We start from the raw sequence: 26,576 nt of genomic DNA, 5'->3' as shown, positions 1-26,576 counted from the left end.
AATCCGTATCAAATCGGGTTCAGCTTTTTAGCTATTTATCTGAATTGCATTAACCGCACAATAACTTAAAAGTATTCTGGCAATTTAGCGAATATATTTTTTATGAATGTCTCTGAATAGCGGGTTATTAGCACTACCCAGCCATTCAAATGCAATCATTTCACGGCTGACAATTTCACAACCAGCCGTCTGCATTCGTGCCAGACCTAATTTAACGTCTTCCTGTTTGCGAGAGCTGACGGCATCAGCAACCACAAAAACCTCATAGCCATGTGCGCGCAGATCCAGGGCTGTCTGCAGAACACAGATATGAGCTTCAATGCCGGATATGATGATCTGGTTAGCCTGTTGCAGGCTGTCTTCATTCAGCACACCGGCAGCATATACAGAAAAACTTTGTTTCTGGACAATTCTTGCTTGTGGTGCAGCAGTGATGATTTCTTCACGAGTTGCACCGATTTTATCGACACAGTGTTCACTGATTAGGGTAGGAATCGCCATATCATGCGCCAGACCGGCCAGCCAGATATTATTGGCCAGCAATTCTTCCGTGTTGTTTAAAGCAGGCAACAGGCGTGTTTGTAAATCAATCATTAATACTGCGGAACGTTTACTGTCTAACAACATAATGTGCTTTCAGAAAGGTTAAATAATCTGCATGTAAATTATGCAGTATTTATATGTGGCTTAAGGTAAACACAGGTTAATCAGAGCAATGATGCTCACTGGCTGTACTAGCGGGCGGGGACGGTACCCATGCGTTCTGTCAGGGTAGTTCTGGGTTCACCAAACAGATTGGCGTAATAAGTCGTATTGGCCATTACATTTTTAACATAGGTTCGCGTTTCATCAAAAGGTATCGTTTCCGCATAAATTGCTCCTTCAAGAGGCGTATTAGCCTGCCAGCGACGAGCACGTCCGGGGCCGGCATTGTAGCCGGCTGTGGCCAATACTTCATCGGCAAATTGTTTACGTACGCTACTCATATACCATGTACCCATGCGAATATTTCCGCTCATGGTATACAGCTCGCTGCTGTCCATACCCAGACGTTTGGCTATATCGCGGGCTGTAGCCGGCATGACCTGCATCAGTCCGGTCGCGCCAACACTGGATCGTGCACCAATCATAAAACGGCTTTCCTGCCGGATTAAGCCATACACCCAGGCAGGATCGATGCCGACTTGCTGAGCAAACGGAACAGTCAGTTCTTTAAATGGTGCCGGATAGCGCAATTCATAATTAAGCTGGTTATCAGCCCGGTCTGCACTATAGATACTCATTTCATAAAAACCATTGTTTTCGGCTAATGTTGCAGCAGCAATTAAGGTGTCATCATTGAAATTACGTGTCGCATAGCGCCATTCCTGCTGAGCCTGACGTCGCATTGTCCAGTTGTTTTCAGCCTGTGCAGTTTTAAATAAAGTCAGTGAGCGGTCAATGTTGCCATCAGTTGCTATTTTGCTTTGAATTTGATGGCTACTTTTAGCAACAGTGTTTTGAACACTTGCTTTGCTCCCGAGCGCTTCTTTTGCAAGCAGAGAATAAAAGTTGTGTCCGCGTTTGGCAGTTTGTTCGAATATTTCCCGTGCCTGATTATTTTGCCCTAAAGCACGGTAGCTGCGTGCCAGCCAGTACTGCCATGTAACCTGTTGCTGCAAAGCTTCTGGCATGCTGCGAATAATATTATTCAGTTTCTGCCAGCGTTGTAACCGCAGCGCAGAACGGGCATACCATTCCCACATTTCATTATTCATCTGTGCCGGATCGGCACGGTCGAAATATGTCAGTGCATTTATAGAATTCAAACTATAAGCCTGAGCCAATCCCAATTGCCCCCAGCCAAAACCGATTTGTTCTTTAGTCAGACTGGCTGATATTTGCATTAATGTGTTTGCAGCACTGTCTTTACTGCGGTTTTCTTTGCTGGTTACCTGATATAACAAAGCTTCCTGTGCACCCTGGCTGTTTCCTGCGCTGGCATTCAACGGATCTGGTAAAGGACTGCCCAAAGCCTGAGCCAGATTACGTGCATTTGTTATTTGATTCAGTGCAAGCAGATAGCGTACACGTCGCCAGCCATTTTGTGCATTAATTTGCTGGCTGGCAGCAGCTTGTACAAGCAGGCGATTACATCCTGTCGGCAGATTACCCGTTTCCTGGCTCAGACTAGCGATCAGGCTGGAATCACTTTCTATACCACCCTGTACCGCATAACAACGGGTTTCCATATCACGGGCATTTTTATCCATTAATGAGTATTGCTGACGAAATACAGCCCAGTTCCCCCTTTTTCCCAATTGCTGTAACCAGTTATTACGAATACTGTTACTCATTGCACTGTCCGGCTGACGGGCCAGGAATTGAGCAGGTAATACATCATCTCCGTCTTTAACTGCCTTAAGGGCATTCTGATATTGCTGAAAGCTGCTAATAATTTTATCCGGTGTTTCGCTAGCCTGAGTCCCCGGCAGAACCGCATTACCTGTATTAGTATTGATTGGCTGGACAGCTACTTCATGCTGATTGCTGCATGCTGTTATTAAAAGCACAGTACCAGAAATCAGACGATGCCGTTGAACTAATAATTTTGATTTCAGCATCATTAAATGTTTTATCAATTTTTTTCCTTCACTTTTTCTCATAATGTAATTTATTTTTTCCAGTAAGCTGGCGTAAAGAGTATAAAAACAGTAAAAATTTCCAGACGGCCAAGTAGCATAATCATAATACATAACCACTTTTGAATGTCTGAAAGAAAAGCAAAATTATTGGCTGGCCCTACAGCACCCAGTCCGGGACCGGCATTAGTAATACAACTTATGGCAGCGGTAAGTGCGGACAAAAAATCCAGTCCGCTGATCATCAGTGCAAAGCTGAATAAAATAATAGTCAGCACATATACAAATACAAAGGCCATTACTGTCAGTGCACGCCGGTCAGGAATATTGCTGCCGTTTATTTTAACCATACTGACAGCATTTGGATGCAGCATCAGCAGCATTTCTCTCAGACTGAATTTAAATAATACAATAGCTCGTACCGTTTTGATACCGCCACCGGCTGAACCGCCGTTAGACAGTATATTGGACAGAAAAAACATCCATAATGAAGCAATTAAAGGCCATTTAGCAAAATCTGTATTTGAGTAACCATTTGCCAGTCCGATTGAAATCAGATTAAAACTGGTGTAGCGAAATGCTTCTGAAAAAGAATAAAAGCTATGCCACCACAGATACAGGCTGATACCGACAATGCTGAATAAGAGAACACATAATAAAACTCTTACCTCTTCATCACGCCAGTAATACCGTAATGAGCCTTTCTGTAATGCATTAAAATGATTGCTGAAATTGATTGCGCCTAATAAAGTGGCAATACTAAGAATAATTTCAATCGGAACGGAATGAAAATAGGAAATACTGTTGTCGTGGGTAGAAAATCCGCCCAGTGAAAAAGCAGACATGGCATGACAGACCGCATCGAACCAGCTCATTCCGGCCAGACGCAGTGCCAGTAAAGTGACTATAGTAAATAAAACATAGACACCCCATAAGCGCTTAGCCGTTTCAGAAATACGCGGTGCCATCTTACTGTCTTTATTTACACCGGGTATTTCTGCTTTGAATAGCTGTGTTCCTCCTACGCCGAGCATAGGCATCACCGCAACAGCCAGTACAATAATACCCATGCCACCCAGCCAGTTAAGCATGTGGCGCCAGAAATTCAATGATGGCGCAAGTGAATCCAAACTGGTAATAATAGTAGCACCGGTAGTAGTCAGCCCTGAAATAGCTTCAAAATAGGCGTTAGTAAAGCCTAGTCCGGGTAAATAAATATAAAAGGGCAGACAGGCTATCAGCGCAAAACCGATCCACAGCATAAATACTAGTGTATAACCATCACGTGGCCGTAATTCACGGTTATAGCGCATGGTTAATAACCATGCCACTACACATACACTCATGCAAATGCCGGCAGTGAAAGCAAATGCCGGAAATACATGATCCATATAGATTAAAGAAACAATCGTCGGAGCAAGCAGTAACAAGGAAAACAGAAAACCGGTTTTAGCTACAATATGTGCCGTAGGCGCAATTTTATTTAGAAAACCTGATTCCTTGTGATGCAAAACAAAGCGATTGGTAAAATGGCTCATAGTCTGGCAGCCTTAAGCAAAAAAGCCCAGTTTGACCTGAATCATTTTTTCCAGATCCTGAACAGCCTTACGCCGAGCGATAAAAAATATAACATGGTCTCCATCTGCAAGAACTGTATCCTGATGATACATAATTATTTTTTCATTGCGTATGACTGCGCCAAAATAACAGCCGGCTGGCAGGCGCAGCTGAGTCATGGTACGACCGATTAACTTAGATGTATGGCGATCACCGTGTAACACTACTTCAATCGCTTCTGCAGAACCGCGGCGTAACGGATAAACTGCCATAATATCGCCCAGATGTACATGAGTCAGGATAGAACCAATCGTAATTAAATGCGGAGATATCACAATATCAATGGCACTTCCCTGCAATAAATCAACGTAGCTGGAGCGATTAATAATCGCCATTACTCTTTTTGCACCGAGATTTTTAGCCAGCATTGCCGACATGATATTATTTTCATCATCATTAGTAAGCGCACAGAACACATCTATTTCATCGATATATTCGTTTTCCAGCAGACTTTCATCAGATGCATTACCTACCAGCACAAGAGTATTGTTCAGGTTTTCAGCCAGCCATTCAGCACGATTTTGTTTTCGTTCAATAATTTTGATATCCAGCTTGGTTTCCAGTTGTTTGGCAACGCGATAACCAATATTTCCGCCACCGGCAATCATTATCCTGCGTGTGCGTTTGTTAATCGGTCGCAGCTCACGCATGATGTTTTCTAGATAGGCTGTGGGTGTAAGAACAAAAACCTCATCATCTTCCTGTATGACTGTACTTCCGGTGGGAACGAGCAGATGATTATTGCGGTAGATAGCACAAATCTGACAATCTACACCTTCTTCCAGATGCTGTTTCAGGTTACTGATGGGCTGATTGACCAATATACCGCCATTCTGAGCACGAATTACCAGTAAACGAATTTTATCGTATGCAAATCGCAGAATTTGCAGCGCACTGGAATGTAGTAATAAATTGACAATCTGCTCTGTTACCAGTTGCTCCGGACTAATGGCTTCAGTGATGTTGAATAAGTCCAGACTGGTTTTATAATTATTATTACCGGTTTCGAATTCAACAAAATCGCTATAGCGAATCCGGGCTATACGGTTAGGTGTATTGAATAGAGCATAGGCAATCCGGCAGGCTGCCATATTGGTTTCATCGTTTTGAGTTAATGCTAATATCATGTCTGCATCCTGTGCACCGGCTGCTGACAATACAGAAGGCCAGGCACCATTGCCTACAATAGTTTGTACATCAAGGCGCTGGTTAATTTGCTGCAAGGCACTCTCATTGATATCAATAATAGTGACATCATTATTGGTCATTCTGGCCAGATTACTGGCAATAGTTGAACCAACCTGCCCGCAACCGAGTATCAGGATTTTCACGTTATTTACATCACTTCAGTGGTACCTTCTTTATTGTAGCCTTTGTGCTGAATGGTGGAAATATTGGTGTAAAACTACGACACTTATGTTAATTAAATATTAAAGATAGCAGAAAATCCAAATAGATTTAAAACTGATAAGAATAATATTTAAATAATTGAATCTATGTATTAATAATAATTTAGACGAACACGGATGACGGTTGAAAATTGCAGTATGGAATTCTTAAATGTATTATTAAGCTAAATTAATTATATGTAAATTAATGTAATACAATACAATAAAACCCATTATTACATTTTTGGCTAAATGTAAGACATTTAAAAGTGTTAATTTTCAATTTACTTTTATACTTGGATAAATTATGAATTTAATCAGGCTTAAACCGAAATTAATTACTCTGGCATCTGTTTTAATGGCTTTGAGTGGTTGCGCTCAGGTTGCAGAAGTAATGGGTTATGATACTCAGACATTAAATGCCGCTGCTGCCAAAAGTTATACTCAGATGATGGGGGAGGCTAAAGCCAAAGGTGAAATTGAAACCAATACTCCTGTTGCGAAGCGTGTACATACAATATTTCAGCGATTAGTACCTTATGCTAATGAAGCTAATCAGACAGGAGTTCCATTTGACTGGCAGCTTAATGTAATTAATAGTGAAATACCAAATGCCTTTGCAATGCCGGGTGGAAAAATGGTGGTTTATACCGGTATTGTTAATCGTCTGAATCTGAGTGATGATGAAATTGCGGCAATTATTGGTCACGAAATGACACATGCTCTTCAGGAGCACAGCAAAAAAGCTGCCGGTCAGCAAATTCTGACTAGTGTTGCTCTTGAAATAGGTAGTTCTGCCTTACAGTCAAAAACAGGTGCCAGTGCCAACAATGTAGGCATTTATAAAGATGTTTTAAATCAGTTTGGGCTGACTCTGCCTTTTTCACGTCATCAGGAAAGTCTGGCAGATGCCGGCGGGCTGAAACTAATGGCACAGGCCGGATATGATCCGCATGCAGCCATTACGGTATGGGAAAAAATGAATAAAGTTATGGGTAACAACCGTGGTACAAGCTTACTTTCTACTCACCCGAGCAATGATGCCCGTATTAATGCACTAAAGAAAATGCTGCCAGAGGTATTACCTGTTTATGAGCAGGCCAGACAAAATAATATAGCAATAAAGTCACAGCCAGTTACTGCACAGAATATTCAGGGAGTCAATAATTTCCGCAAAGGAACGGTTAAAAAGAAAAAGCGTTCCTGAAACAAACTGATCAGGATGTAATTTTTTATCCTAATTCCTGTTTTTGTTTTTAGTGCAGCCTGTCTAAGGCTGCTTTTATTTTAATCTTTACATTTTCTTATCTTGACTACATTCGACTACAAATTGTTTCAATCGTCCCTGTTTTCGGTTATCATTCAGGTTATTGCATTGGGAATGCATAATAAATTTACAAGAAAAATTTAAAAAACCATTACATTAAGGACATTCAAGATGTTAGAAGCCTACCGCGCAGCCGCTGCTGAACGCGAAGCTCTGGGTATTCCGCCATTGCCGCTTACAGCTAAGCAAACAGAAGAGTTGGTTGAATTGCTGAAAAATCCTCCCAAAGGAGAAGAAAAATTTCTGGTTGAGCTGCTGTCGCATCGTGTACCGCCGGGTGTAGATGATGCATCTAAAGTAAAAGCATCCTTTCTGGGCGCAGTTGCAGAGAAAACAGTTACCAGTCCGTTAATTACACCGACTTTCGCCGTTGAATTGCTGGGTACCATGCTGGGTGGATATAACGTCCAGCCTTTAATAGAATTTCTTGATAATGAAGAATTGGCTTCTACTGCAGCCAATGCCTTAAAACATACCTTACTGATGTTTGATGCATTCCACGATGTAGAAGAAAAAATGCGTGCTGGTAATCAGTATGCAAAGGAAGTGATTGAATCATGGGCTAATGCAGAATGGTTTACTGCGCGTGAAAAAGTACCGGAAAAAATCACGGTTACCGTATTTAAAGTGGTAGGTGAAACCAATACCGATGATTTATCACCTGCACCTGATGCGTGGAGCCGTCCGGATATTCCTTTGCATGCACTGGCTATGCTTAAAAATCCGCGTGAAGGTATTCAACCCGATAAACCGGGTGAGGTAGGACCTATCAGACAACTGGCTGAACTTAAAGCTAAAGGTAATCTGGTTGCTTATGTAGGTGATGTAGTTGGTACAGGTTCGTCACGTAAATCAGCAACGAATTCCGTAATCTGGCATACCGGTAAAGATATCCCTTATGTACCGAATAAACGTTTCGGTGGCGTATGTCTTGGTGGCAAAATTGCTCCGATTTTCTTCAACACACAGGAAGACTCAGGTGCATTGCCTATAGAAGTTGATGTATCCAAATTGGAAATGGGCGATGTAGTTGATATTTTGCCTTATGAAGGCAAAATTATCAAAAACGGCGAAACAGTTGCTGAATTCGAATTGAAATCTCAGGTAATTCTGGATGAAGTTCAGGCGGGTGGCCGTATTAATCTGATTATTGGTCGTAGTCTAACTGCTAAAGCCAGAGATGCACTAAATCTGGGGCATTCAGAAGTTTTCCGCTTGCCACAGTCTCCGGCGCCAAGCACAGCCGGCTTTACTCTGGCACAAAAAATGGTTGGCCGCGCTTGTGGTTTGCCGGAAGGTCAGGGTATTCGCCCAGGTACTTATTGTGAACCGCGCATGACTACAGTCGGTTCACAGGATACTACAGGTCCTATGACCCGTGATGAGCTGAAAGATCTGGCCTGTCTGGGGTTTAGTGCGGATTTAGTGATGCAATCTTTCTGCCATACCGCTGCTTATCCGAAACCGGTTGATGTTAAAACCCATAAAGAATTGCCAGTATTCATGTCTTCACGCGGTGGTGTGGCACTACGTCCGGGCGACGGCATTATTCATTCATGGCTGAACCGCATGCTGCTACCGGATATGGTAGGTACTGGTGGTGATTCACATACACGCTTTCCTCTGGGTATTTCATTCCCCGCAGGTTCCGGTCTGGTAGCTTTTGCTGCTGCAACCGGTGTTATGCCGCTGGATATGCCGGAGTCAGTGCTGGTACGCTTCTCCGGTAAAATGCAGCCGGGTATTACTTTACGTGATTTGGTTAATGCTATTCCCTTACAGGCTATTAAAGAAGGGTTACTTACCGTTGCCAAGGCAGGTAAAAAGAATATTTTCTCTGGCCGAATTCTGGAAATCGAAGGTTTACCGGATTTGAAAGTTGAACAGGCCTTTGAGCTCACAGATGCTTCTGCAGAGCGTTCAGCTGCCGGCTGTACGGTAAAACTGCACAAAGAACCTATTGAGGAATATCTCAAATCCAATATCGTATTGCTGAAAAACATGATTGCCAATGGTTATCAGGATGCACGCACACTGAGACGCCGTATTGAAAAAATGGAGCAATGGCTGGCAGAACCGAAATTACTTGAAGCTGATGCTGATGCAGAATATGCTGCTATTATTGATATCAATATGGATGAGATTAAAGAGCCTATTCTAGCTTGCCCGAATGATCCGGATGATGTGAAAACCTTGTCTGACGTGGCTGGTACCCATATCGATGAAGTATTTATCGGCTCATGCATGACAAATATTGGTCATTATCGTGCCGCCTCTGCATTACTGGATGGTAAATCAGATCTGCCAGTCCGGCTGTGGGTAGCTCCTCCTACCAAGATGGATGCTAAAGAGCTGTCTGATGAAGGGTATTACGGTATTCTGGGCCGGGTAGGTGCGCGTATGGAAATGCCGGGTTGTTCTTTATGTATGGGTAATCAGGCACAGGCAAGAGAAGGATCAACTGTCGTTTCAACCTCTACCCGTAACTTTCCGAACCGACTGGGTAAAAATACCAAGGTATATCTGAGCTCAGCAGAACTGGCAGCCATCTGTTCAAAACTGGGACATATTCCGAATATCGATGAATATCGCGAAAATATTGCCATTATCAATGATAAAGGTATTGAAATTTATCGTTATATGAACTTCAATGAAATTCAGGAATATGTAGATGTAGCGGCTAAAGTAGATGCCTAAGATGTAATATATATACTGATTGCTGTACAAAAGGCTGCCGGTAACGGCAGCCTTTTTATTGGCTTAAATTTTTTATGGCAATATCAGACCTGAATAAGCTTGCTGTTTGAGTAGTTTTCAAAATGTTAAGATTAAATAATTTTTCAGATTACTGTTATAATAATTGATAGCATTTTAGCAATAATATTAATATTTTAAGCCTACATCATATATATTTAGTACGCCTATATAAATATTAATTGTATCTATCCGCATATAAATTATTTAGGCTGGTCACAATTTTCATCTAAGATAACAAAGATAGTTTTTCATGACGAAGGATAATAAATGAATATCGCCTCTAGCATCACCGATTTAATTGGTAATACACCACTGGTACAGTTGAATCGTCTAAGTGCGGGTTTACCGGGTAAAGTTGTAGTCAAACTGGAATTTTTTAATCCGGGCAATAGTGTTAAGGATAGAATAGCAGCCAGTATGATTGATGCTGCAGAAAAGGCCGGTAAAATTCATTCTGATACAGTGATTGTAGAGCCGACAAGCGGTAATACTGGTATTGGGCTGGCTATGGTTTGCGCTGCACGTGGATATAAGCTGATTATTACAATGCCGGAAACAATGAGTAAAGAACGGCGCATGTTATTGCGTGCTTTTGGCGCTGAGCTGGTATTAACGCCCGGAGCAGAAGGCATGTCTGGTGCCATTGCCCGTGCACAGGCTTTCGTTGATTCAGACCCGAAAAAATACTTTATGCCGCAGCAGTTTGAAAATCCGGCTAATCCGGAGATTCACCGCGAAACTACTGCGCAGGAAATATGGCATGATACCGATGGAAAAATTGATATTTTCGTAGCTGGTGTGGGTACAGGAGGTACCATAACCGGGGTTGGGGAAGTATTGAAAGAGAAAAAACCTGAAGTAGAAATTTATGCAGTTGAACCCGAAGCTTCTCCGGTATTGTCCGGTGGTTGCAAGGGGCCGCACCCGATTCAGGGTATTGGCGCGGGTTTCATCCCCAAAACTCTGAATACCAAAATATATGATGGTATTATTGAAGTGCCAAACGAAGTTTGTTTTGATACCGCTCGTGACATGGCATCTAAAGAAGGTATTCTGGTCGGTATATCTTCCGGTGCTGCCGTATGGGCTGGCCTGCAGCTTGCAGCTAAACCGGAAAACAAAAATAAATTGATTGTAGTTTTAATTCCTTCTTATGGTGAGCGTTATCTCTCTACACCACTATTTGCAGATCTAGCTTGATAATTTATTTGTCTGAATAATGCCGAACCAGAAAACAACTGGTTCGGTTTTTTATTACAGTCATGGCTGTGTTACAATTGTAAACGATATATGTACAGCCACACGCTTAAGCTAGCTGGCTTTTAATTTTGTTTTAAGCAATATTTTCAAGCAATATACTGAGTAAACAAATGATGAAAAAAACATTAGCATTATGTGTCGTTGCAGCCTTTTTGGGTGGTTGTTCATCTGTTAATAACCCTTTAACGGCTAAGAATAATAAAGAAGTTAAACCAGTACAGGTAGTAGACGGTACTGCAAATAATGAATTTCATTTAGCCAGCAGTCATTGGTCTGATGTGGCTCGAATTCGTGATGAAGCTACCCGTCTGAGTTTTCAGGTTTCACAGGGAAGCATGACTAAAGTTCAGGCTGCACAATTACTGGATCAGTTTCGCATTGCTCAGGTAGGGCATAATATGGTAGATGATGACATGTATGCCATTTATTTACGCAGTGTGGTCGAAAGTCAGCAAGGTTCAATTGATACAGCCCAGTCGAAAGCATATATTCAGAATGCTTTATCAGGCTGGCAGCAGCGCTGGCCGGTAATGCGATCCAAACCGGCTAATCCGGCATTCACTAATTTCCTGATGGAAGTAATGAATATGAAGCCACTTCAATAAATCATTTTATATAGCTAAATACCCTGCCAAAATAGTTTAGCAGGGTATTGTTTTATTCATAGATACAGTTTTATTTGAAAGCATAAAAAAAGCAGCCTTTAAAAGACTGCCTGCTGTGAAAAAATAAACTTAATTACTTAATAAATTAGGCGAGATTTTAGCAGCCTGAAATAAAGTAAATTCTAAATCAACAAGATCATAAACACAGAATGGATCTGACTTCATAATGTTTTTCGCTTCTTCAAGTGAATCACTCATTACTATGCCGCAACGCTTTTAATGACTTTATATAAAAATTTAATGAAAAGCTTTTGTAGTCCTTCCCTTAGGTATAATAAATTCTTTTTCAAGATAGTTATAGTCTGCATCACTATTTGGATAAGTACTTAAGGCCTTAAAAAAGAAATTACCAGCACCTAAACTCTGATTCCTAAATAACCTACACCTTACTTAAGTCAACTATTCAACATTGCCCATAATGCACCTCATTGCCGCATAGAAATGGCAAGTCTGTTCATTCCATTCATCAGCGATATTGCAAATGTAAGGTCAGATATCTCTGTATCATTGAAGAAATTTTTTAATAACTCAAACGACTCATCATCGGCGTGGCTTGTCGATATTAGTGTTAACTGCTCTGCCCAGTTCAGTGCCGCTTGTTCTTTTTTAGAAAATTGATCACTAACACGCCATCCTGCCACTTCAGATATGCGGCGCTGCGTTTCACCAGCTTTAAGCAGGGAATTTGTATGTAGATTTAGGCAATATGCGCATCCATTAATTTGAGAAACTCTGAGATAGACCAACTCAATAAGATTCTGTTCAACAAAGCTTTTCTCAAGGGCGACTTTCACGGTTCTAAAACCACTCATGAGTTCTGGCGATAAGTCAAAATATTTCATTCTAAGATTTTTCATGTTCTCATCTCCTTATTATCATTATTGTCTGCTAAATATATTAATAACGCAGCGGCATAACTAACTATAACCATTAAAATTAATCATCATTCTTACCACAAATAATATTAATATATTTGCAATATTAATGATTTTGTTCTTTACGTTAATAATAGCACCAGTTTTATTGTCTAAATGACCTGATGCTATAAACTTATTTTTAGCAAAATACTCATCTAAAAATTTATTATGTTCTTCAAATTTAGCCAGTAGTTCTTCCAACGGTTTTTGAATTTAAAAGTTACTATAATCATTATGTCCTCCTTGTATTTTAAATTATTGAAGTAAATCTTTAGCAAAATTTTCCATTGCCGAAAAATTTTGCTTATGAAGACTTCATTAATTATACAAAAAAGAGTTAAAAAAAATCAGTTAATTGCTTTTTAAAAATGCATCAGGATTATCTAATGCATTTATTTTAATGTTATTTAAACAATTTCAGCTTTTTCAATAATCACATTTTCAACTGGTACATCCTGATGCGGGCCATGATTACCGGTTTTGACGCCTTTAATCTTATCAACTACATCCTGTCCTTCAACTACCTTACCAAATACAGCATATCCCCAGCCGTGTAAATCCGGTTTAGTATGGTTCAGAAAATCATTATCTTTTACATTGATAAAAAATTGTGCGCTGGCTGAATGTGGCTGCATGGTACGAGCCATTGCAATAGTATAGCGATCATTTTTCAAACCATTATTGGCTTCATTTTCAATCGGTTCATGAGTAGGTTTTTGTTGCATATCTTTATCAAAGCCGCCACCCTGAATCATAAAACCATCGATAACCCGGTGAAAAATGGTGCCATCATAAAAGCCTTCACGAACATAGCGTTCGAAATTTTCAGCGGTTTTGGGTGCTTTCTTATGGTCAAGCTCAATACCGATAACACCAAAATTCGTAGTTAATTTAATCATTAAAATCTCCTGAGGGGAGTAAAATAAAAAAATTGCAGAATGATCTGCAACGGTTAGTCTGCATTATGCATAGCAGTAACGTAGTCTACTTCTTCCTTGCTGCCAAGTACAACGGCTACACGCTGATGCAGGCCTTCTGGCTGAATATCAAGAATGTTTTGACGAGTGTTTGTAGCAGCCCCTTGAGCTTGCTCAACCAGCAAACTCATAGGATTTGCTTCATACATTAAGCGTAGCTTACCAGGTTTATCGGGATTGCGATTATCCTGCGGATAAGTAAAGATACCGCCGCGAATAAGAATCCGGTGCACCTCGGCTACCATCGATGCCACCCAGCGCATATTATAGTCTTTTCCGCGACAGCCGCTTTTACCTGCTAGCAACTGAGCAATATAATTTTGCATAGCCGGCTGCCAGTGGCGCTGATTAGACATATTAATAGCAAATTCAGCTGTAGATACTGGTATCTGCGGATTTTCCTGAGTCAGTTGAAACTGGTTATGTTCATTCAGAGTAAACATGGCAATACCATGTTTCAATGTCAGTACCAGAATGGTTTGCGGTCCGTACAGCACATAACCACTGGCAAGCTGTTGCCGGCCGGATTGTAAAAAGCTTTCTGTAGTAAGCGCACCATCCGGTTTAGCCAATACCGAAAAAATAGTCCCGATGGATATGTTCACATCAATATTGGAACTTCCATCCAGTGGGTCGAATAACACCAGAAACTGTCCATTCTGACTGGCTGTAACAAATGAATCCTCTTCCTCGCTGGCCAGTCCGGCAATAGCCGGATTAGCAGAGAGGGTATCAATCATAATCTGATTGGATAAAACATCCAGTTTTTTCTGCTCTTCACCTTGTATATTACCTGTATGAGCACTACCCAGAATATTATCCAGAGCGCCCAGACGTATTTCACGATTAATGTGCAGACAGGCCTGACTAATGCTAGTAATCACATCAGGCAAATGCGGTGTAACAGCATATTTTTGCTGCTGCTGTTGCAGATAATCAGACAGTAAAACAGACATGCGAATACTCCCTTTTAAAACTCACTATTATTATACATTTCTTAAGTATTATTCAGCTCGTTTAATCACTATATACATTAGATTGTATTTATCTTTGAATGATTTTTTTCAGAAAATCAATGAAGTTATTCAGCGATAATGATTGCGGATTTCCACTTAAATCCGACCTTCTGATTTTTTTATTACAGGCCGGATACACTTCGCATGGAAGCTTACAGAATAGCTTTAACTTTTCTCGACTAAATAACAGACTCTGCTAACCATAAATTATTTATATTCAGGCAATCATAGAGTTAAGAACGAAATGTGCGCTGTCATCCTGAGCCAGTAACCGAGTCATTGCCGGTAATACCTTTTCCAGTATCCCGGGCAATGTGTACGGCGGATTGATAATAAACATACCACTGCCGTGCATACCAAAACCATCCGGGCGTGGTGCGTGTACATATAATTCTGCCTGAACAAAATTATCGGGAGCCAGTTTTTGCAGATTTTGGGGTAATTTCAGACTTTCACCACGGCTCAGACATGGATACCATATTAAATAACAGCCACTGGCAAATTTTTTCAGAGCGGTCTTAAGCGTGTCTGTTACCTGTTGGTAATCTTGCTTTAATTCATATGGGGGATCAATTAATACGACTGCACGCCGGCTTGGCGGGGGTAGCATGGATAGCAGACCTTTAAAGCCGTCATCGCAAAACACTTGAGCACGGTTTGGCTGTTTAATATTACGCATATTATTACGCAATAATTCTGCATCCGCGGGATGTAATTCAAACAGGCGCAGACGATCCTGTTCGCGGGCCAGAGCCTGAGCCAGCCATGGGGAGCCGCAATAAAGATTTGTATCATCCGGCAGGCAGGAGACAACAGCATTACGGAATTGTTCTAAACTATTATCCAGATTAGTTGCAGCCAGAAGTCGCCCGATTCCCTCCCTGTATTCACCAACCTTCTGAGCTTCTTTACTGATCAGACTATACAGCCCTGCACCTGCATGAGTATCAACATAGCAAAAAGGTTTGTCTTTCAGTTTGAAATATTCCAGTACTGTCATCAGACAATAATGTTTAAGAATGTCGGCATGATTACCGGAGTGAAAAGCATGGCGATAGCTGAGCATGTGCAATAACTGCTGTAGGGCTGATTAATTTAGCCTGTTATTGTACCGAATTTACCGGCACGGGCAAAAAAATCTGTATTAAAGCACTTTTCTGATTTATCTTTTCCGTGCGCTAGATTACACAAGATTAAGCTGGTACTATGCTTGATCAATTATAAAATATGACTACTAAAAGAGAAAAGCGAATGAATTACACACTTTATATCGGCAATAAAAATTATTCTACCTGGTCAATGCGGCCATGGGTAGTCATGAAGCATTTTCAGATAGATTTTACTGAGCATCTGGTACGCTTTGACAGTTTTGCACCCGATTCGGTTTTTAAACAAACCATACTGCCGCTCAATCCATATGGTACTGTGCCTGTATTAATAGATGATGATCTGATTGTTAGTGATTCTCTGGCAATTTGTGAATATCTTGCAGAACAACATCCGGAACTGGCATTATGGCCGCAAGACTATAAAGCCCGTGCCAGAGCAAGAAGTATAGTGGCTAAAATGCATAATGGTTATAATCATATACGCCGGCATTTACCCATGAATATTGAGGCAGTGCTGCCTGAAACCGGCCAGATTATCCTGCGGGATTTTCCCAATGTAAAACAAGAAATTGATTTCCTTGATCAGCATTTGTCATCATTTCTGGCTGTATCTGAAGGACCGTTTCTATTTGGTAAATTTAGTATTGCCGATGCTTTTTATGCACCCATGTGTTTAAGATTAAAAGGTTTCCAAATTCATACTTCAGCAATACTGACTAATTATATAAATGCATTATGTGCCAATGAAGCAGTAGCAGCCTGGATTGCCCAGGCGCTTGAAGAAAAAGATTTTATTGCTATGGATGAACCTTATCGCATAAAGCGATGAAAAAATTCTGAACATATAAAGCAGACAGCCTGATCAACTTCCGGCTGTCTGCTTTTATATTATTTATTCAGACTTTTCTTAATTTCAATAGCCAGCTGCGGATTCCACATGGCACCAGTGGCACTCATCACAGCATCAGCTCCGGCGGCACGATAAGCCTGATAATGTTCACTACAGCTTACACCGCCAACACCAATAATCGCAAAATGGTTTTGCAGACGGGCTCTTAATCTGGCCAGACGTTCTACCATTTCTAATCCAGCCCAGCGGATGGCATCACCACAAACACCACCGGTAGGCCGGTCTGTGCCTAAAGCAGGTTTACCATCTGCATCAACCGGTCTGGCTGATAACGTATTTATAGTACTGTAGCCGTCAATTACTCCGTCTAGCTTACTTAATAAGGGGAAGATAGCATTATCATCTGCAAAATACGCCAGTTTCAGAAACAAAGGTTTATCCGGAACAACATTTTTAATTTCTTTAGCTATCCGCTCCACTTTGTCAAAATCAAAGCACAATAATTTATTTACCCCTTCATTCGGACAGCTTAAATTAGCTTCCAGTATCGGTGCCTTTGTTTCATTTACCAGAACGGCCGTTCGGGCATAATCTTTTTCTATACTGGATTCATTACCTGGTGTTCCCTGAAAGCTGCCGATAACATATTGACCTTTCTGCGCAGACTGAATTGCTTCTGCCATATCAGCCTGCCAGATATCGGGATTATAAGAAGGTACGCCAAAAGAATTTGTTATAGATAAAGGCTGAGTGTACTGATTATCAGCAAGAACAGTATCCACATTAGCAGAAAGCTTACCGGCAGGATGAATAGATAGTACATTAGGCAACGGGTGGCTGGCCTGAGCTCGGCTTCGGACAGTTTTATAAACACATAAATCAAAACCATGCTTAAATGCAGCCCGAATAAAATTTGCATTTAACAAAGGACCGGCAGGAATACCAAAAGGTAAATTAACCTCCATATTCAGAAAACGCTCAGGCTGGCTTTGAATATCAGCAGATACATTTAAATTTCTGAAATCACCGAAAGGCCCTTGATGATAATTATCTTCATAGCTTAATAAAGGGTTATAAAACGGAGTCGGGCTATTTTGCATTGTTATTCCTGTTAGTTTAAATTATTTTCTGTGGCATATTGAGTAAATATTTAATACGCACACTTATCCATTGCCTGCCTGAAAATATATATAATTCGCTGGCGCAAAAAAAGCTACATACAATTTGTAGCTTTTATCAATCGTCTTAAAAACTCAGATTTAGTTTGATAACTTATAGTGTACACCACGATTTAAAACATAATATTGTTTTAAATTAATTTAACTCAGATGTGCAGTTCGGGCAGCGTTTTGCCTGAATTGGAATGTCTGTACAGCATTGAGGGCACTGTTTTGTGGTGGCTTTCGGGGCAGGACTTTTATGCAGTTTGTCGATTCCTTTGACAACCAAAAAAATCGCAAATCCAATGATTACTAAACTAATAACAGTATTGATGAATAAACCAATATTGAGTGTTACCGCGCCAGCAGCCTGTGCCGCACCCAGTGTTTCATACGGGCCCGGATATTTAGAACCACTGCGTAAAGTAATAAACAAATTGGAAAAATCTACCCCGCCAATCAGCAGACCAATTGGTGGCATAATGACATTATCTACCAGTGATTTCACCATATTAGTAAAAGCAGTACCCACTACCATACCGACAGCCAGATCAATGACATTGCCTCGTAATAAAAAAGCTTTAAACTGTTCAATAAATTTCATGTTTGCCTCCATAGTTGGCCTGAAAATCAAGTATTTGGCTTTTTCATAGTAGCGCGATAAGGCAGGCAGTCATACCAGAGCTAAGTTATTCAATGTAAAAATAATAAAAGATATAACTTAATTAAGAATAAATTAAATTGGCTAAGGAGAGTAGGATAATTAAAACAGATGGCTTCAACTTAAATTGTCAATCTGGTTACTTTATATACAGTTTGCTAACCAGATTAGTAGCATAATAAAGCAAGTCAGGTTTTGTTTATTAGCTTGGTTTAATTTTCAGATTTCTTAATATCTGAATATTTAAGTTCAATAATAGAATATTCGCACATATCCATATAATGCATACAATGGTCAATCGCTTCATCCATGACTTTTCTGTCAGTTGCATGCGTTGTCTTCATAAATGCCCGGAAATTTTTCTTTTCCATTTTACGCAGAGCAGATGCATTACAAATATTTAATTCCTGACAATAATCATGCTGTACCTGCTGTTTAATAAATTGTTTTACAGCTTTTTTCTGTTCCTGAGAACCATCGTAATCCATCGGATGAATAAATTCAGCCTGTACCAGTGCTGAATATAATAAAATTAAAAAAAGTATGGTTTTCTTCATTATATTTTTGAATTTTATACACGAATGAATTGTCGGGATGAGAGGAGTTACATCTGGCATCAGCTCTGTTGCCATTATAAATAGAAATAATAAAATTATTAGAAATTATTATTGATAAATAGACTTTAGTGATTCAAAGCTTACATTACAAAAGCCAAACCTGAAAAAAGTTTGGCTTTGCATTTACTGAGTTTTATATCAAAACAGCTGATACAAAATATTTTATATACTCTAAATTAAGTTTGATTAATAAAACTATTTACAATTTAGCTGTTATGAGTACTTACCAGATCTTCCGGTACGCCCAGAGCATTGATACTGTAACCGCCATCAACATATGTGATTTCGCCTGTGATACCTGAAGCCAGATCTGATAACAGGAAAGCAGCAGTATTTCCAACTTCATCAATAGTGATATTACGACGAATTGGATTTTGTGCGGACACATGAGCCAGCAAACGGCCGAAATTGGCAATGCCTGAAGCAGCAAGAGTTTTAATCGGGCCTGCTGAAATACCATTGCATCGAATTCCTTCCTCTCCGAGGCAGGCTGCTGTGAAGCGGATACCTGCTTCTAATGATGCTTTAGCCATGCCCATTACATTATAGTTAGGTATGGCACGTACTGCACCAAGATAGGTCAGGGCAAGAATAGAGCTGTTATGGCCACTCATTAACGGACGGGCAGCTTTAGCCAGTGCAGGCAAGCTATAAGCAGATACTTCATGAGCCGTCATAAATGCTTCGCGTGTAATACTATCCAGAAAATCCCCGTTTAAGGCTTCTTTTGGTGCAAAAGCAATAGCATGTACCAGACCATCAAGCTGTGACCAGCTTTTCCCCAAATCAGAAAACAACTGGCTGATTTCATCATCACTTTGTACATCACAGCGATATACCAGTTCTGAACCCAGTTCGGCAGCCATTTTGCGTACCCGGTCTTCTAGTTTGTCTACAACATAGGTGAAAGCCAGTTCTGCTCCCTGTTCACGACAGGCTTTGGCAATGCCATAGGCAATAGAGCGTTCAGAAATCATACCGGTGATGAGGATTTTTTTGCCTTGCAAAAAGCCCATAATTATTATCCTTGAACGTGATTTGTGTTTAGCTTAAAGGTCGCATTATAACTAATATTTACTTTTACGCGAAATATAGCGCTAGAGTAGAAACTTTAAAACCGGCTGATGTGATGACATTCAGCCGGTCAATATATAACTAAATATAACTAAAAAATTATTCAGTTAATCCGGATAAATAATGGTCTGCATCGAGTGCAGCCTGACAGCCTGATGCAGCGCTGGTAATGGCCTGACGGTATATGTGGTCTTTCACATCTCCTGCGGCAAATACGCCGGGAATATTTGTTGCGCCGATGTTGCCATCATTACCACCTTTGGTAATGAGATAACCTGTTGCATCCATATCCAGCTGACCTTTGAAAATTTCGGTGTTGGGCTGATGGCCAATAGCAATGAATATGCCGGTTACTGCCAGAATTTCACTTTCATTATCGGCATAATTAATGCGTACTGAGTTTACTCCTTTGTCATCACCAAGAATTTCATTAACGGTAGCATTAAGTTTAAGAATGATTTTGCCTTCTTTTACCCGTTCCAGTAATCTGTCAATCATGATTTTTTCAGCACGAAAGTTGTCACGGCGATGTATCAGGGTAACGGTACGTGCGATATTTGCCAGATACAAAGCTTCTTCAATCGCAGTATTACCTCCGCCGACAACAGCTATATCCTGATCTTTGTAAAAAAAGCCGTCACAGGTGGCACACGCGGAAACGCCTCTGCCAGCAAAAGTTTCTTCACTGGGTAATCCCAGGTACTTGGCAGAAGCACCTGTTGCAATGATTAATGCATCACAGCTGTAACTTCCCATATCACCAATAAGAGTAAACGGGCGATGCTGTAAATCCACCTGATTGATATGGTCAAAAATCATATTGGTACCAAAGCGTTCGGCATGTTCCAGAAAACGCTGCATCAATTCAGGACCTTGCACACCATAGACATCAGCCGGCCAGTTATCCACTTCGGTTGTTGTCATCAACTGACCACCCTGTGCCATACCGGTAATCAGTGTAGGTTTCAAACCTGCACGGGCTGCATAAACTGCAGCTGTATAACCGGCTGGTCCGGAACCAAGGATAATTAATCGGCTGTGTGTGAGTTCGCTCATGACATTTCCTTATTATTTGGGCAATACTAGGTAGGATAAATGGAGGTAACTGTACCACAATATCAAAAAAGAATTAAATTCTCCAATTTCGATTTAATAGAATAGTTATTGGTTATCTGCACGCCTGAACAAAGTTAGTGATGATTGTCAGCAATACCATCCAGATGATATTGTTTGCCACAATAGGGGCATTCAATACTACTGTTAGATTGAATGGGTAAAAATACCCGGGGATGACCATTCCATGTTTCATGTTCCGGGCCGGTACATATCAATGGTAAATCATGCGGTGTAATGGTTGTAACTGATTGGGCAGTATTACTCATAATTATTTCCCTTGGTTGAGCTGAGAGCTAATCATACAAAACAGGCCTGATTACAGCAAATAATGTTGTAATCAGGCCTTTTATTCAGATAATTAAATGATATAAGTCAGCCAGGATTCATATTTGGTATTTTTGCCATGAACAATGTCAAAATATCGCTGCTGAATCTCTGTAGTCAACGTACCGCGGGAGCCACAACCAATTACGCGACCGTCAACTTCACGGATAGGTGTTACTTCAGCTGCCGTGCCTGTAAAGAATACTTCGTCTGCGCAATAAACTTCATCACGGGTAATATGCTTTTCAGTAACGGTTAAATTCATATCAGCTGCGATAGCCATTACTGTACGCCGGGTAATCCCATCCAAAGCTGCATCCAGAGCCGGTGTGTAAAGTTTGCCATCATTGACGATAAATATATTTTCCCCGGATCCTTCAGCAACAAAACCGTTTGAATCCAGCATTATTGCTTCATCATAGCCATTACGGGTAGCTTCGGTATTAGCCATAATAGAATTCATGTAGTTGCCATTGGCTTTGGCTTTAATCATGGTGATATTGGGGTGATGACGGGTGAACGAGCTGATTTGCACGCGAATACCCTTTTGCATACCTTCTTCGCCAAGATAGGCTCCCCATGGCCAGGCAGCCACAATTACCTGTACATCATTTTGATCTGGTGCTACACCCAGTTTGTTTGAACCATAAAAAGCCATAGGTCGAAAATAGCAGGAAGCCAGTTTGTTGGCTTTAACTACTTCAATGTGAGCCTGATTGATTTCTTCCATTGTGAATGGCAGATGCATGCCAGTAATTTTGGCGGAGTTAAACAGACGTTTAGTATGATCCTGTAAACGGAAAATGGCTGTTCCGTTTTGCGTTTCATAAGCACGTACGCCTTCGAAAACCCCCATACCATAATGCAATGTATGAGTTAAAACATGAGTTTGAGCATTTCTCCACTCAACAAGATTACCATTAAACCAGATAAAACCGTCTTGGTCGGCCATAGACATAATAAAACTTCTCCAAAATAAGACATTAAGCTGCGGTGGCCGGAACCCTGTGTTGCAATGGATAGGGCAAGGCAGGATTGGTGACTAGGCAGTACAAAAAATAATGGTAACAACAGCTGTTGGTCTTATCTTTAGCCGATAGCCGCTGTTACTTTATGTAAAAGTAAATATTATCACTGCCTGTTTTGCTTGCCAATGCTGAAAGCAGGGGGCAGTTTTTGCTAAAAAGGCGTGAAATCGTTTAAACTGTGTTGCTTCCTCAATAATCCGGCTTGTATCTGACGTCTGATTAAATCTTCAGAAAACAGTACAGAGTAAGGTGAATAAGTATGAAAATTATTTATGCATTAATAAAAATAGTGGTATTGCTGATATTGTTGCTGCTTGCTGTAAGCAATACACAAATGACTGCATTCAATTATTTACCCGGACAAACTGTCAATTTGCCATTAATTGTCCTATTACTGATATTTTTTATTATTGGTGCTGTTTTTGGTGTGTTTGCCATGTTTGGGCGGTTATTACGTCTGCGCAGTCAGGTCAATCAGTTACAGACTAAGCTTGATAAACAAATTAAGGCAGCCGCTCAGGCAGTACATACTGAAAATCTTGCCACTACTGCTACTCAGTCACAATCCGGTAATTTTGATCAGAAGAAAGTAAATAATTAATATGGATAGTAATGATTTCTGGATGTGGCTGGCACCAGTTATTTTGTTACCTGTATTTTTTGCTATGGGCTGGTTTGCTGCCCGGGTAGATATGCGGGCAGTGCTGAAACAGGCGAAAGCCATTCCGGAAGGATTTTATAAAAGTCTGGATGCTCTGGCTGAGAATAAAAGTGCGGTTGCAGTACGTGAACTGGCTGAGGTTGTCGATCAGCAAAATGATGCCCGTCAAAGCACGTATGAGCTGCATCTGACATTAGGGAAGTTGTACCGTCAGCGTGGTGAAAATGATAAGGCCATCGCTTTACATCAGAAATTACTGGAGCTACCAGAAACTATCGCAGAACGTCGTGATATTGTCGCTTTCGAACTTGGACAGGATTATCAGGCCGCCGGTCTGGTAGACCGTGCTGAGCAGATTCTGGTTGGTTTGCTTAATGGCAGTAAAGCCAGACAGGCACGGCAGATATTGCTGAATATTTATCAGCAGGATCGGGACTGGGAAAAAGCCATTAAGCTGGCAGAAGAACTCAGTACCGGAGATCAGACTTATCAATTTGAAATTGCTCAATTTTATTGTGAGCTAGCTCAATTAGCTTTGTATCAGTCTGAGTACAATAAAGCACGTGAGTATATTTTTCAGGCTCTGGCGGTTAATCGCAAATGCAGCCGGGCTAATATGATTCTTGGTGATGTAGAACTGAAACAACAAAATTTTCAGGCTGCTGTAGATGCTTATAGCGCTATTGAAAAACAGAATTATGAATATCTCAGTCTGGTAGGTGAGCGTTTATATGATGCCTATGATGGTATGAATAAAGCAGCAGACGGTCTGGAAGTTTTAATTGGTTTTGCCCAGACGTTTCCGCAGCTGGATTTATCTGGCGTGATATATGAAAAGTCTTTACCTGTATATGGTGAAGACCGAGCTACCGAAATTGTTATTGATCTGGTGCGGCGTAAGCCTACTCTGACTGGAACTTACCGTTTACTCGGCGTTTTACAAAATACTATCAGTTCGAAGTGGAAAGCCGAAGTTGATATGATGCGTTCAGTAGTGGGCATGCAGATGCAAAAATCTGTGATGTACCGTTGCCGCCATTGTCATTTTAAATCTCAGGTATTCTTCTGGCATTGTCCGGCTTGTAATAAATGGGAAACATTTACGCCAAATCGGATTGATGTGTAGTTGGCTGATAAGTCTTATCAGTTGCTGAATATTTGCTCTGATGTACAGAAATTCTGCACACAATCAGTTACAGATGATTTTTTAAAATCATAAATGACTTTTAAAAATAATATGATATTAAATTGGAGTTTAATATCATATTTAATATTTCTATGAATAAGTTTTTAGCAATATACATATATGTGTATTGTTAAAGACAATATTGAATGATGATTTGCGAAATATGAATCCATTGATGCTTGATACTACTTTAATGAATCAGAAAGCAAAACCTGTCATTGTGGCGCTGGATTTTGCCAATGCTGAAACAACACTGGATTTTGTTCGTCAGTTGGACCCGGATTTGTGCCAGCTTAAAATAGGTAAAGAACTATTTACTGCTACTGGCCGCTATCTGGTTGAGCAGCTTGTATTACAAGGCTATCGGATTTTTCTTGATTTAAAATACCATGATATTCCCAATACCGTAGCGTCTGCCTGTAAAGTGGCTGCTGATATGGGCGTGTGGATGGTAGATATGCATGCATCGGGCGGTCGAAGAATGATGGAAGCTGCTGCTGAAGCTGTTAGTAATTGCAGCCAGCCGCCATTATTAATTGCAGTAACGGTATTAACCAGTATGACTCAGAATGAACTGGCAGAAATCGGTATAAAATCATCCATAGATGAAACAGTTATTCGTCTGGCTGAATTAACCCGGCAATCCGGTCTTGATGGCGTGGTTTGTTCTGCTCAGGAAGCATCTTTATTACGCGGACAGCTCGGGCAGGATTTTTTACTGGTTACGCCCGGTATCAGATTACAAAATTCAATTACAGATGATCAGCGGCGTATTATGACTCCAAAAGCAGCTTTAGCTGCAGGCAGCAGCTATCTGGTAATGGGCAGACCGGTAACGCAAAGTCAGAACCCAATTGAGCTATTGCAACAAATTAATAACGGTCTGATTTAAGCAGAAAAATTTTGATAAAAAATAGCTGCTAACACATATATGGTTAGCAGCTATTTTATTGGTTGTATAAATTGGATTATCCGGTTAACTGTTTGCTAATCAGTTTTTTCACCGGAGGCAGATTATTGCTGATACGCAATACCAGTGAGCGCATCAGTCGGGCAGGGTGGCTGTCGTTAGTAAATAAAGACACCATAGCGTTAGTTCCGTGATACAGAATCCGAGTATGCGGCATATGCTGTCTCTGGTATTGAGCTAGTAATGTCTGGCTACCAATATCTTTTCCTTTAGATACGGCTTCGTTAATCAGTTTGGACAATATGCCTACTCCGCTTAGTCCAAGATTAAAACCATGAGCTGTTACTGGGTGCATACCAACTGCCACATCTCCAATAAGGGCACTGCGCTGAGCATAAAATGCATTGGCATGGACGCCGACAAGCGGGTAATGATGAACAGTGCTAACCAAATGCATCTCACCTAGTTTACCTTTGAGCTGTTGGGTAATATCTGCGGCCAACTCAGCAGGAGACATGGCTAGAATGTCTCCTGCATGTTCATTATTAATAGTAACAACACAATTAGTGAGATTTTCTTCAAGTGGCAGCAGAGCAAGAGTACGCCCGTAATGGAAACACTCCAGTGCAGTATGCTGATTACTCAATGTATGCTGCATTCGGAAAACAATTACTGTACGCCCGAAATCATGAATCTGAGCCGAAACACCCAACTGGCGGCGTGTATTGGAAAAACGGCTATCGGCAGCAACAAGTAGTTTCCCTTTGATTAGCCGGCCATCATCCAGCTTGGCTTCAATTTGATTTGCATGATCATTTTTTACATCAATAATACTATGGCCAGTAATTATATTTACATTATTAAAGGCCTGGACTGCTTCGTATGCAGCACGCCGGATATTATGATTACTGATTAAAAAACCCAGTGTATTGGCCGGTTTGCCGCGAGCCATTGTTGGCTGTTCAAAATGGAGCTGATAGTTAGAATAGCCGTTAATTACTTTAGCATCACGCAAAGGATAAATTTCATCTGGTGCAATTTTGTCCCACATATCCAACTGCTGCATTAATTCTTTTGAATAATGTGTCAGAGCAATTTCCCTGCCATCAAAAGGCGGGTGCGCCAGTACAGCCATTTCCTGTTTTTCAACTACAGTAATTGAAAGTCCTGATGGAGCTAAAGCGCGTGCCAGACTTAAACCAGCAGGTCCGGCTCCGACGATAATGACATCAGTTTCTTTATCTGAGTGTGAAGACACATTATTTGCTGCCATAAAATCCATTCCTGAATGAATATATTCAATACAGCGTTAGAATAACTGAAAATGAGCTTGAA

General features: G+C 40.7%; 26 protein-coding genes. 8 read left to right on the top strand and 18 right to left on the bottom strand.

The window, feature by feature from the left end; translation table 11 throughout:
- Window positions 1-84: 84 nt before the first annotated feature.
- The 4 genes from H3V01_RS04745 to trkA form a co-directional block, all read right to left on the bottom strand.
- Window positions 85-627 (bottom strand): isochorismatase family protein, encoded by a 543-nt coding sequence (locus H3V01_RS04745; RefSeq protein ID WP_100115550.1) that lies wholly within the window; start codon window positions 625-627, stop codon window positions 85-87.
- Window positions 628-734: 107 nt separating this feature from the next.
- On the bottom strand, window positions 735-2,603 hold the full coding sequence (locus tag H3V01_RS04740; protein WP_198186437.1) for a lytic transglycosylase domain-containing protein: 1,869 nt from the start codon (window positions 2,601-2,603) through the stop codon (window positions 735-737).
- Window positions 2,604-2,653: 50 nt separating this feature from the next.
- Window positions 2,654-4,159, bottom strand: coding sequence for a TrkH family potassium uptake protein (locus H3V01_RS04735; protein WP_084547813.1), 1,506 nt, complete (start codon window positions 4,157-4,159; stop codon window positions 2,654-2,656).
- 12 nt (window positions 4,160-4,171) lie between these two features.
- Window positions 4,172-5,569 (bottom strand): Trk system potassium transporter TrkA, encoded by a 1,398-nt coding sequence (trkA, locus tag H3V01_RS04730; protein WP_198186123.1) that lies wholly within the window; start codon window positions 5,567-5,569, stop codon window positions 4,172-4,174.
- A gap of 364 nt (window positions 5,570-5,933) precedes the next feature.
- Between trkA and H3V01_RS04725 the strand changes: the two genes are divergently transcribed.
- The 4 genes from H3V01_RS04725 to H3V01_RS04710 all read left to right on the top strand — a co-directional run bounded on the left by H3V01_RS04725 (window position 5,934) and on the right by H3V01_RS04710 (window position 11,575).
- Window positions 5,934-6,833 carry a M48 family metallopeptidase gene (locus tag H3V01_RS04725; protein ID WP_084586353.1) on the top strand — a complete coding sequence of 300 codons (900 nt, stop codon included), beginning with the start codon at window positions 5,934-5,936 and terminating at the stop codon, window positions 6,831-6,833.
- Window positions 6,834-7,064: 231 nt separating this feature from the next.
- Entirely contained in the window at window positions 7,065-9,650 is a 2,586-nt protein-coding gene (gene acnB / locus H3V01_RS04720; protein WP_198186122.1) for a bifunctional aconitate hydratase 2/2-methylisocitrate dehydratase, read from the top strand.
- Between the two features lie 327 nt (window positions 9,651-9,977).
- Entirely contained in the window at window positions 9,978-10,910 is a 933-nt protein-coding gene (cysK, locus tag H3V01_RS04715; RefSeq protein WP_025330864.1) for a cysteine synthase A, read from the top strand.
- 173 nt (window positions 10,911-11,083) lie between these two features.
- Window positions 11,084-11,575 (top strand): hypothetical protein, encoded by a 492-nt coding sequence (locus tag H3V01_RS04710; RefSeq protein WP_025330863.1) that lies wholly within the window; start codon window positions 11,084-11,086, stop codon window positions 11,573-11,575.
- Between the two features lie 129 nt (window positions 11,576-11,704).
- On the opposite strand, the gene H3V01_RS11140 is transcribed toward H3V01_RS04710, so the two are convergent.
- The 6 genes from H3V01_RS11140 to H3V01_RS04685 all read right to left on the bottom strand — a co-directional run bounded on the left by H3V01_RS11140 (window position 11,705) and on the right by H3V01_RS04685 (window position 15,611).
- Complete coding sequence (locus tag H3V01_RS11140; protein ID WP_255516597.1) at window positions 11,705-11,833, bottom strand: hypothetical protein; 129 nt, start codon at window positions 11,831-11,833, stop codon at window positions 11,705-11,707.
- A 227-nt stretch (window positions 11,834-12,060) separates the two neighbouring features.
- Window positions 12,061-12,492, bottom strand: coding sequence for a carboxymuconolactone decarboxylase family protein (locus H3V01_RS04705; RefSeq protein ID WP_198186121.1), 432 nt, complete (start codon window positions 12,490-12,492; stop codon window positions 12,061-12,063).
- A 60-nt stretch (window positions 12,493-12,552) separates the two neighbouring features.
- Complete coding sequence (locus tag H3V01_RS04700; RefSeq protein WP_198186120.1) at window positions 12,553-12,753, bottom strand: hypothetical protein; 201 nt, start codon at window positions 12,751-12,753, stop codon at window positions 12,553-12,555.
- Window positions 12,754-12,959: 206 nt separating this feature from the next.
- Complete coding sequence (locus H3V01_RS04695) at window positions 12,960-13,451, bottom strand: peptidylprolyl isomerase (RefSeq protein ID WP_084564389.1); 492 nt, start codon at window positions 13,449-13,451, stop codon at window positions 12,960-12,962.
- A gap of 53 nt (window positions 13,452-13,504) precedes the next feature.
- A complete protein-coding gene (locus H3V01_RS04690) occupies window positions 13,505-14,485 on the bottom strand; it encodes a class 1 fructose-bisphosphatase (protein ID WP_037395147.1) in 981 nt (326 codons plus the stop codon).
- A gap of 277 nt (window positions 14,486-14,762) precedes the next feature.
- On the bottom strand, window positions 14,763-15,611 hold the full coding sequence (locus H3V01_RS04685; protein WP_198186119.1) for a 23S rRNA (adenine(2030)-N(6))-methyltransferase RlmJ: 849 nt from the start codon (window positions 15,609-15,611) through the stop codon (window positions 14,763-14,765).
- A gap of 185 nt (window positions 15,612-15,796) precedes the next feature.
- On the opposite strand from H3V01_RS04685, the gene H3V01_RS04680 reads away from it, so the two are divergent.
- A complete protein-coding gene (locus H3V01_RS04680) occupies window positions 15,797-16,483 on the top strand; it encodes a glutathione S-transferase family protein (protein WP_198186118.1) in 687 nt (228 codons plus the stop codon).
- Between the two features lie 59 nt (window positions 16,484-16,542).
- On the opposite strand, the gene H3V01_RS04675 is transcribed toward H3V01_RS04680, so the two are convergent.
- The 7 genes from H3V01_RS04675 to H3V01_RS04645 all read right to left on the bottom strand — a co-directional run bounded on the left by H3V01_RS04675 (window position 16,543) and on the right by H3V01_RS04645 (window position 22,414).
- Window positions 16,543-17,604, bottom strand: coding sequence for a hypothetical protein (locus tag H3V01_RS04675; RefSeq protein ID WP_198186117.1), 1,062 nt, complete (start codon window positions 17,602-17,604; stop codon window positions 16,543-16,545).
- Window positions 17,605-17,818: 214 nt separating this feature from the next.
- Window positions 17,819-18,268 (bottom strand): large conductance mechanosensitive channel protein MscL, encoded by a 450-nt coding sequence (mscL, locus tag H3V01_RS04670; protein ID WP_025330856.1) that lies wholly within the window; start codon window positions 18,266-18,268, stop codon window positions 17,819-17,821.
- A gap of 269 nt (window positions 18,269-18,537) precedes the next feature.
- The gene (locus H3V01_RS04665; RefSeq protein WP_084553126.1) at window positions 18,538-18,882 is read right to left on the bottom strand and encodes a hypothetical protein; all 345 of its coding nucleotides are present in this window, start codon (window positions 18,880-18,882) and stop codon (window positions 18,538-18,540) included.
- 266 nt (window positions 18,883-19,148) lie between these two features.
- Window positions 19,149-19,958 (bottom strand): enoyl-ACP reductase FabI, encoded by an 810-nt coding sequence (gene fabI, locus H3V01_RS04660; RefSeq protein WP_025330840.1) that lies wholly within the window; start codon window positions 19,956-19,958, stop codon window positions 19,149-19,151.
- A gap of 157 nt (window positions 19,959-20,115) precedes the next feature.
- On the bottom strand, window positions 20,116-21,072 hold the full coding sequence (gene trxB / locus H3V01_RS04655) for a thioredoxin-disulfide reductase (protein WP_198186116.1): 957 nt from the start codon (window positions 21,070-21,072) through the stop codon (window positions 20,116-20,118).
- A gap of 134 nt (window positions 21,073-21,206) precedes the next feature.
- Window positions 21,207-21,398 (bottom strand): zinc-finger domain-containing protein, encoded by a 192-nt coding sequence (locus H3V01_RS04650; protein ID WP_037395126.1) that lies wholly within the window; start codon window positions 21,396-21,398, stop codon window positions 21,207-21,209.
- Window positions 21,399-21,490: 92 nt separating this feature from the next.
- Window positions 21,491-22,414 (bottom strand): branched-chain amino acid transaminase, encoded by a 924-nt coding sequence (locus H3V01_RS04645; protein WP_041879414.1) that lies wholly within the window; start codon window positions 22,412-22,414, stop codon window positions 21,491-21,493.
- Window positions 22,415-22,743: 329 nt separating this feature from the next.
- On the opposite strand from H3V01_RS04645, the gene H3V01_RS04640 reads away from it, so the two are divergent.
- The 3 genes from H3V01_RS04640 to pyrF all read left to right on the top strand — a co-directional run bounded on the left by H3V01_RS04640 (window position 22,744) and on the right by pyrF (window position 25,223).
- Window positions 22,744-23,085 carry a LapA family protein gene (locus H3V01_RS04640; RefSeq protein ID WP_084553124.1) on the top strand — a complete coding sequence of 114 codons (342 nt, stop codon included), beginning with the start codon at window positions 22,744-22,746 and terminating at the stop codon, window positions 23,083-23,085.
- A gap of 1 nt (window position 23,086) precedes the next feature.
- Entirely contained in the window at window positions 23,087-24,271 is a 1,185-nt protein-coding gene (gene lapB, locus H3V01_RS04635) for a lipopolysaccharide assembly protein LapB (RefSeq protein ID WP_025330835.1), read from the top strand.
- A gap of 223 nt (window positions 24,272-24,494) precedes the next feature.
- A complete protein-coding gene (gene pyrF / locus H3V01_RS04630; RefSeq protein ID WP_198186115.1) occupies window positions 24,495-25,223 on the top strand; it encodes an orotidine-5'-phosphate decarboxylase in 729 nt (242 codons plus the stop codon).
- A 76-nt stretch (window positions 25,224-25,299) separates the two neighbouring features.
- Here pyrF and ubiM read toward each other — a convergent pair whose 3' ends face one another.
- Window positions 25,300-26,514: a 5-demethoxyubiquinol-8 5-hydroxylase UbiM gene (gene ubiM, locus H3V01_RS04625; RefSeq protein WP_198186114.1), complete on the bottom strand. Its 1,215-nt coding sequence runs from the start codon at window positions 26,512-26,514 to the stop codon at window positions 25,300-25,302.
- Between the last annotated feature and the right edge of the window lie 62 nt (window positions 26,515-26,576).

Origin of the sequence: Snodgrassella sp. M0351 (genome assembly GCF_016100575.1) — a bacterium.
Taxonomy (GTDB): Bacteria; Pseudomonadota; Gammaproteobacteria; order Burkholderiales; family Neisseriaceae; genus Snodgrassella; species Snodgrassella alvi.
This window is presented reverse-complemented; position numbering and strand designations above follow the sequence as displayed.

What these genes read in the sequence shown, in the direction of transcription:
- ubiM (WP_198186114.1), bottom strand. Translation starts at nt 26,514, where the DNA reads ATGGCAGCAAATAATGTGTCTTCACACTCAGATAAAGAAACTGATGTC.
- H3V01_RS04650 (WP_037395126.1), bottom strand. Translation starts at nt 21,398, where the DNA reads ATGAGTAATACTGCCCAATCAGTTACAACCATTACACCGCATGATTTA.
- H3V01_RS04675 (WP_198186117.1), bottom strand. Translation starts at nt 17,604, where the DNA reads ATGCAAAATAGCCCGACTCCGTTTTATAACCCTTTATTAAGCTATGAA.
- H3V01_RS11140 (WP_255516597.1), bottom strand. Translation starts at nt 11,833, where the DNA reads ATGAGTGATTCACTTGAAGAAGCGAAAAACATTATGAAGTCAGATCCA.
- H3V01_RS04645 (WP_041879414.1), bottom strand. Translation starts at nt 22,414, where the DNA reads ATGTCTATGGCCGACCAAGACGGTTTTATCTGGTTTAATGGTAATCTT.
- H3V01_RS04710 (WP_025330863.1), top strand. Translation starts at nt 11,084, where the DNA reads ATGAAAAAAACATTAGCATTATGTGTCGTTGCAGCCTTTTTGGGTGGT.
- H3V01_RS04640 (WP_084553124.1), top strand. Translation starts at nt 22,744, where the DNA reads ATGAAAATTATTTATGCATTAATAAAAATAGTGGTATTGCTGATATTG.
- H3V01_RS04665 (WP_084553126.1), bottom strand. Translation starts at nt 18,882, where the DNA reads ATGAAGAAAACCATACTTTTTTTAATTTTATTATATTCAGCACTGGTA.
- H3V01_RS04680 (WP_198186118.1), top strand. Translation starts at nt 15,797, where the DNA reads ATGAATTACACACTTTATATCGGCAATAAAAATTATTCTACCTGGTCA.
- cysK (WP_025330864.1), top strand. Translation starts at nt 9,978, where the DNA reads ATGAATATCGCCTCTAGCATCACCGATTTAATTGGTAATACACCACTG.
- H3V01_RS04725 (WP_084586353.1), top strand. Translation starts at nt 5,934, where the DNA reads ATGAATTTAATCAGGCTTAAACCGAAATTAATTACTCTGGCATCTGTT.
- fabI (WP_025330840.1), bottom strand. Translation starts at nt 19,958, where the DNA reads ATGGGCTTTTTGCAAGGCAAAAAAATCCTCATCACCGGTATGATTTCT.
- H3V01_RS04705 (WP_198186121.1), bottom strand. Translation starts at nt 12,492, where the DNA reads ATGAAAAATCTTAGAATGAAATATTTTGACTTATCGCCAGAACTCATG.
- H3V01_RS04685 (WP_198186119.1), bottom strand. Translation starts at nt 15,611, where the DNA reads ATGCTCAGCTATCGCCATGCTTTTCACTCCGGTAATCATGCCGACATT.
- H3V01_RS04745 (WP_100115550.1), bottom strand. Translation starts at nt 627, where the DNA reads ATGTTGTTAGACAGTAAACGTTCCGCAGTATTAATGATTGATTTACAA.
- H3V01_RS04735 (WP_084547813.1), bottom strand. Translation starts at nt 4,159, where the DNA reads ATGAGCCATTTTACCAATCGCTTTGTTTTGCATCACAAGGAATCAGGT.
- H3V01_RS04695 (WP_084564389.1), bottom strand. Translation starts at nt 13,451, where the DNA reads ATGATTAAATTAACTACGAATTTTGGTGTTATCGGTATTGAGCTTGAC.
- lapB (WP_025330835.1), top strand. Translation starts at nt 23,087, where the DNA reads ATGGATAGTAATGATTTCTGGATGTGGCTGGCACCAGTTATTTTGTTA.
- acnB (WP_198186122.1), top strand. Translation starts at nt 7,065, where the DNA reads ATGTTAGAAGCCTACCGCGCAGCCGCTGCTGAACGCGAAGCTCTGGGT.
- trxB (WP_198186116.1), bottom strand. Translation starts at nt 21,072, where the DNA reads ATGAGCGAACTCACACACAGCCGATTAATTATCCTTGGTTCCGGACCA.
- H3V01_RS04740 (WP_198186437.1), bottom strand. Translation starts at nt 2,603, where the DNA reads ATGCTGAAATCAAAATTATTAGTTCAACGGCATCGTCTGATTTCTGGT.
- H3V01_RS04690 (WP_037395147.1), bottom strand. Translation starts at nt 14,485, where the DNA reads ATGTCTGTTTTACTGTCTGATTATCTGCAACAGCAGCAGCAAAAATAT.
- pyrF (WP_198186115.1), top strand. Translation starts at nt 24,495, where the DNA reads ATGAATCCATTGATGCTTGATACTACTTTAATGAATCAGAAAGCAAAA.
- mscL (WP_025330856.1), bottom strand. Translation starts at nt 18,268, where the DNA reads ATGAAATTTATTGAACAGTTTAAAGCTTTTTTATTACGAGGCAATGTC.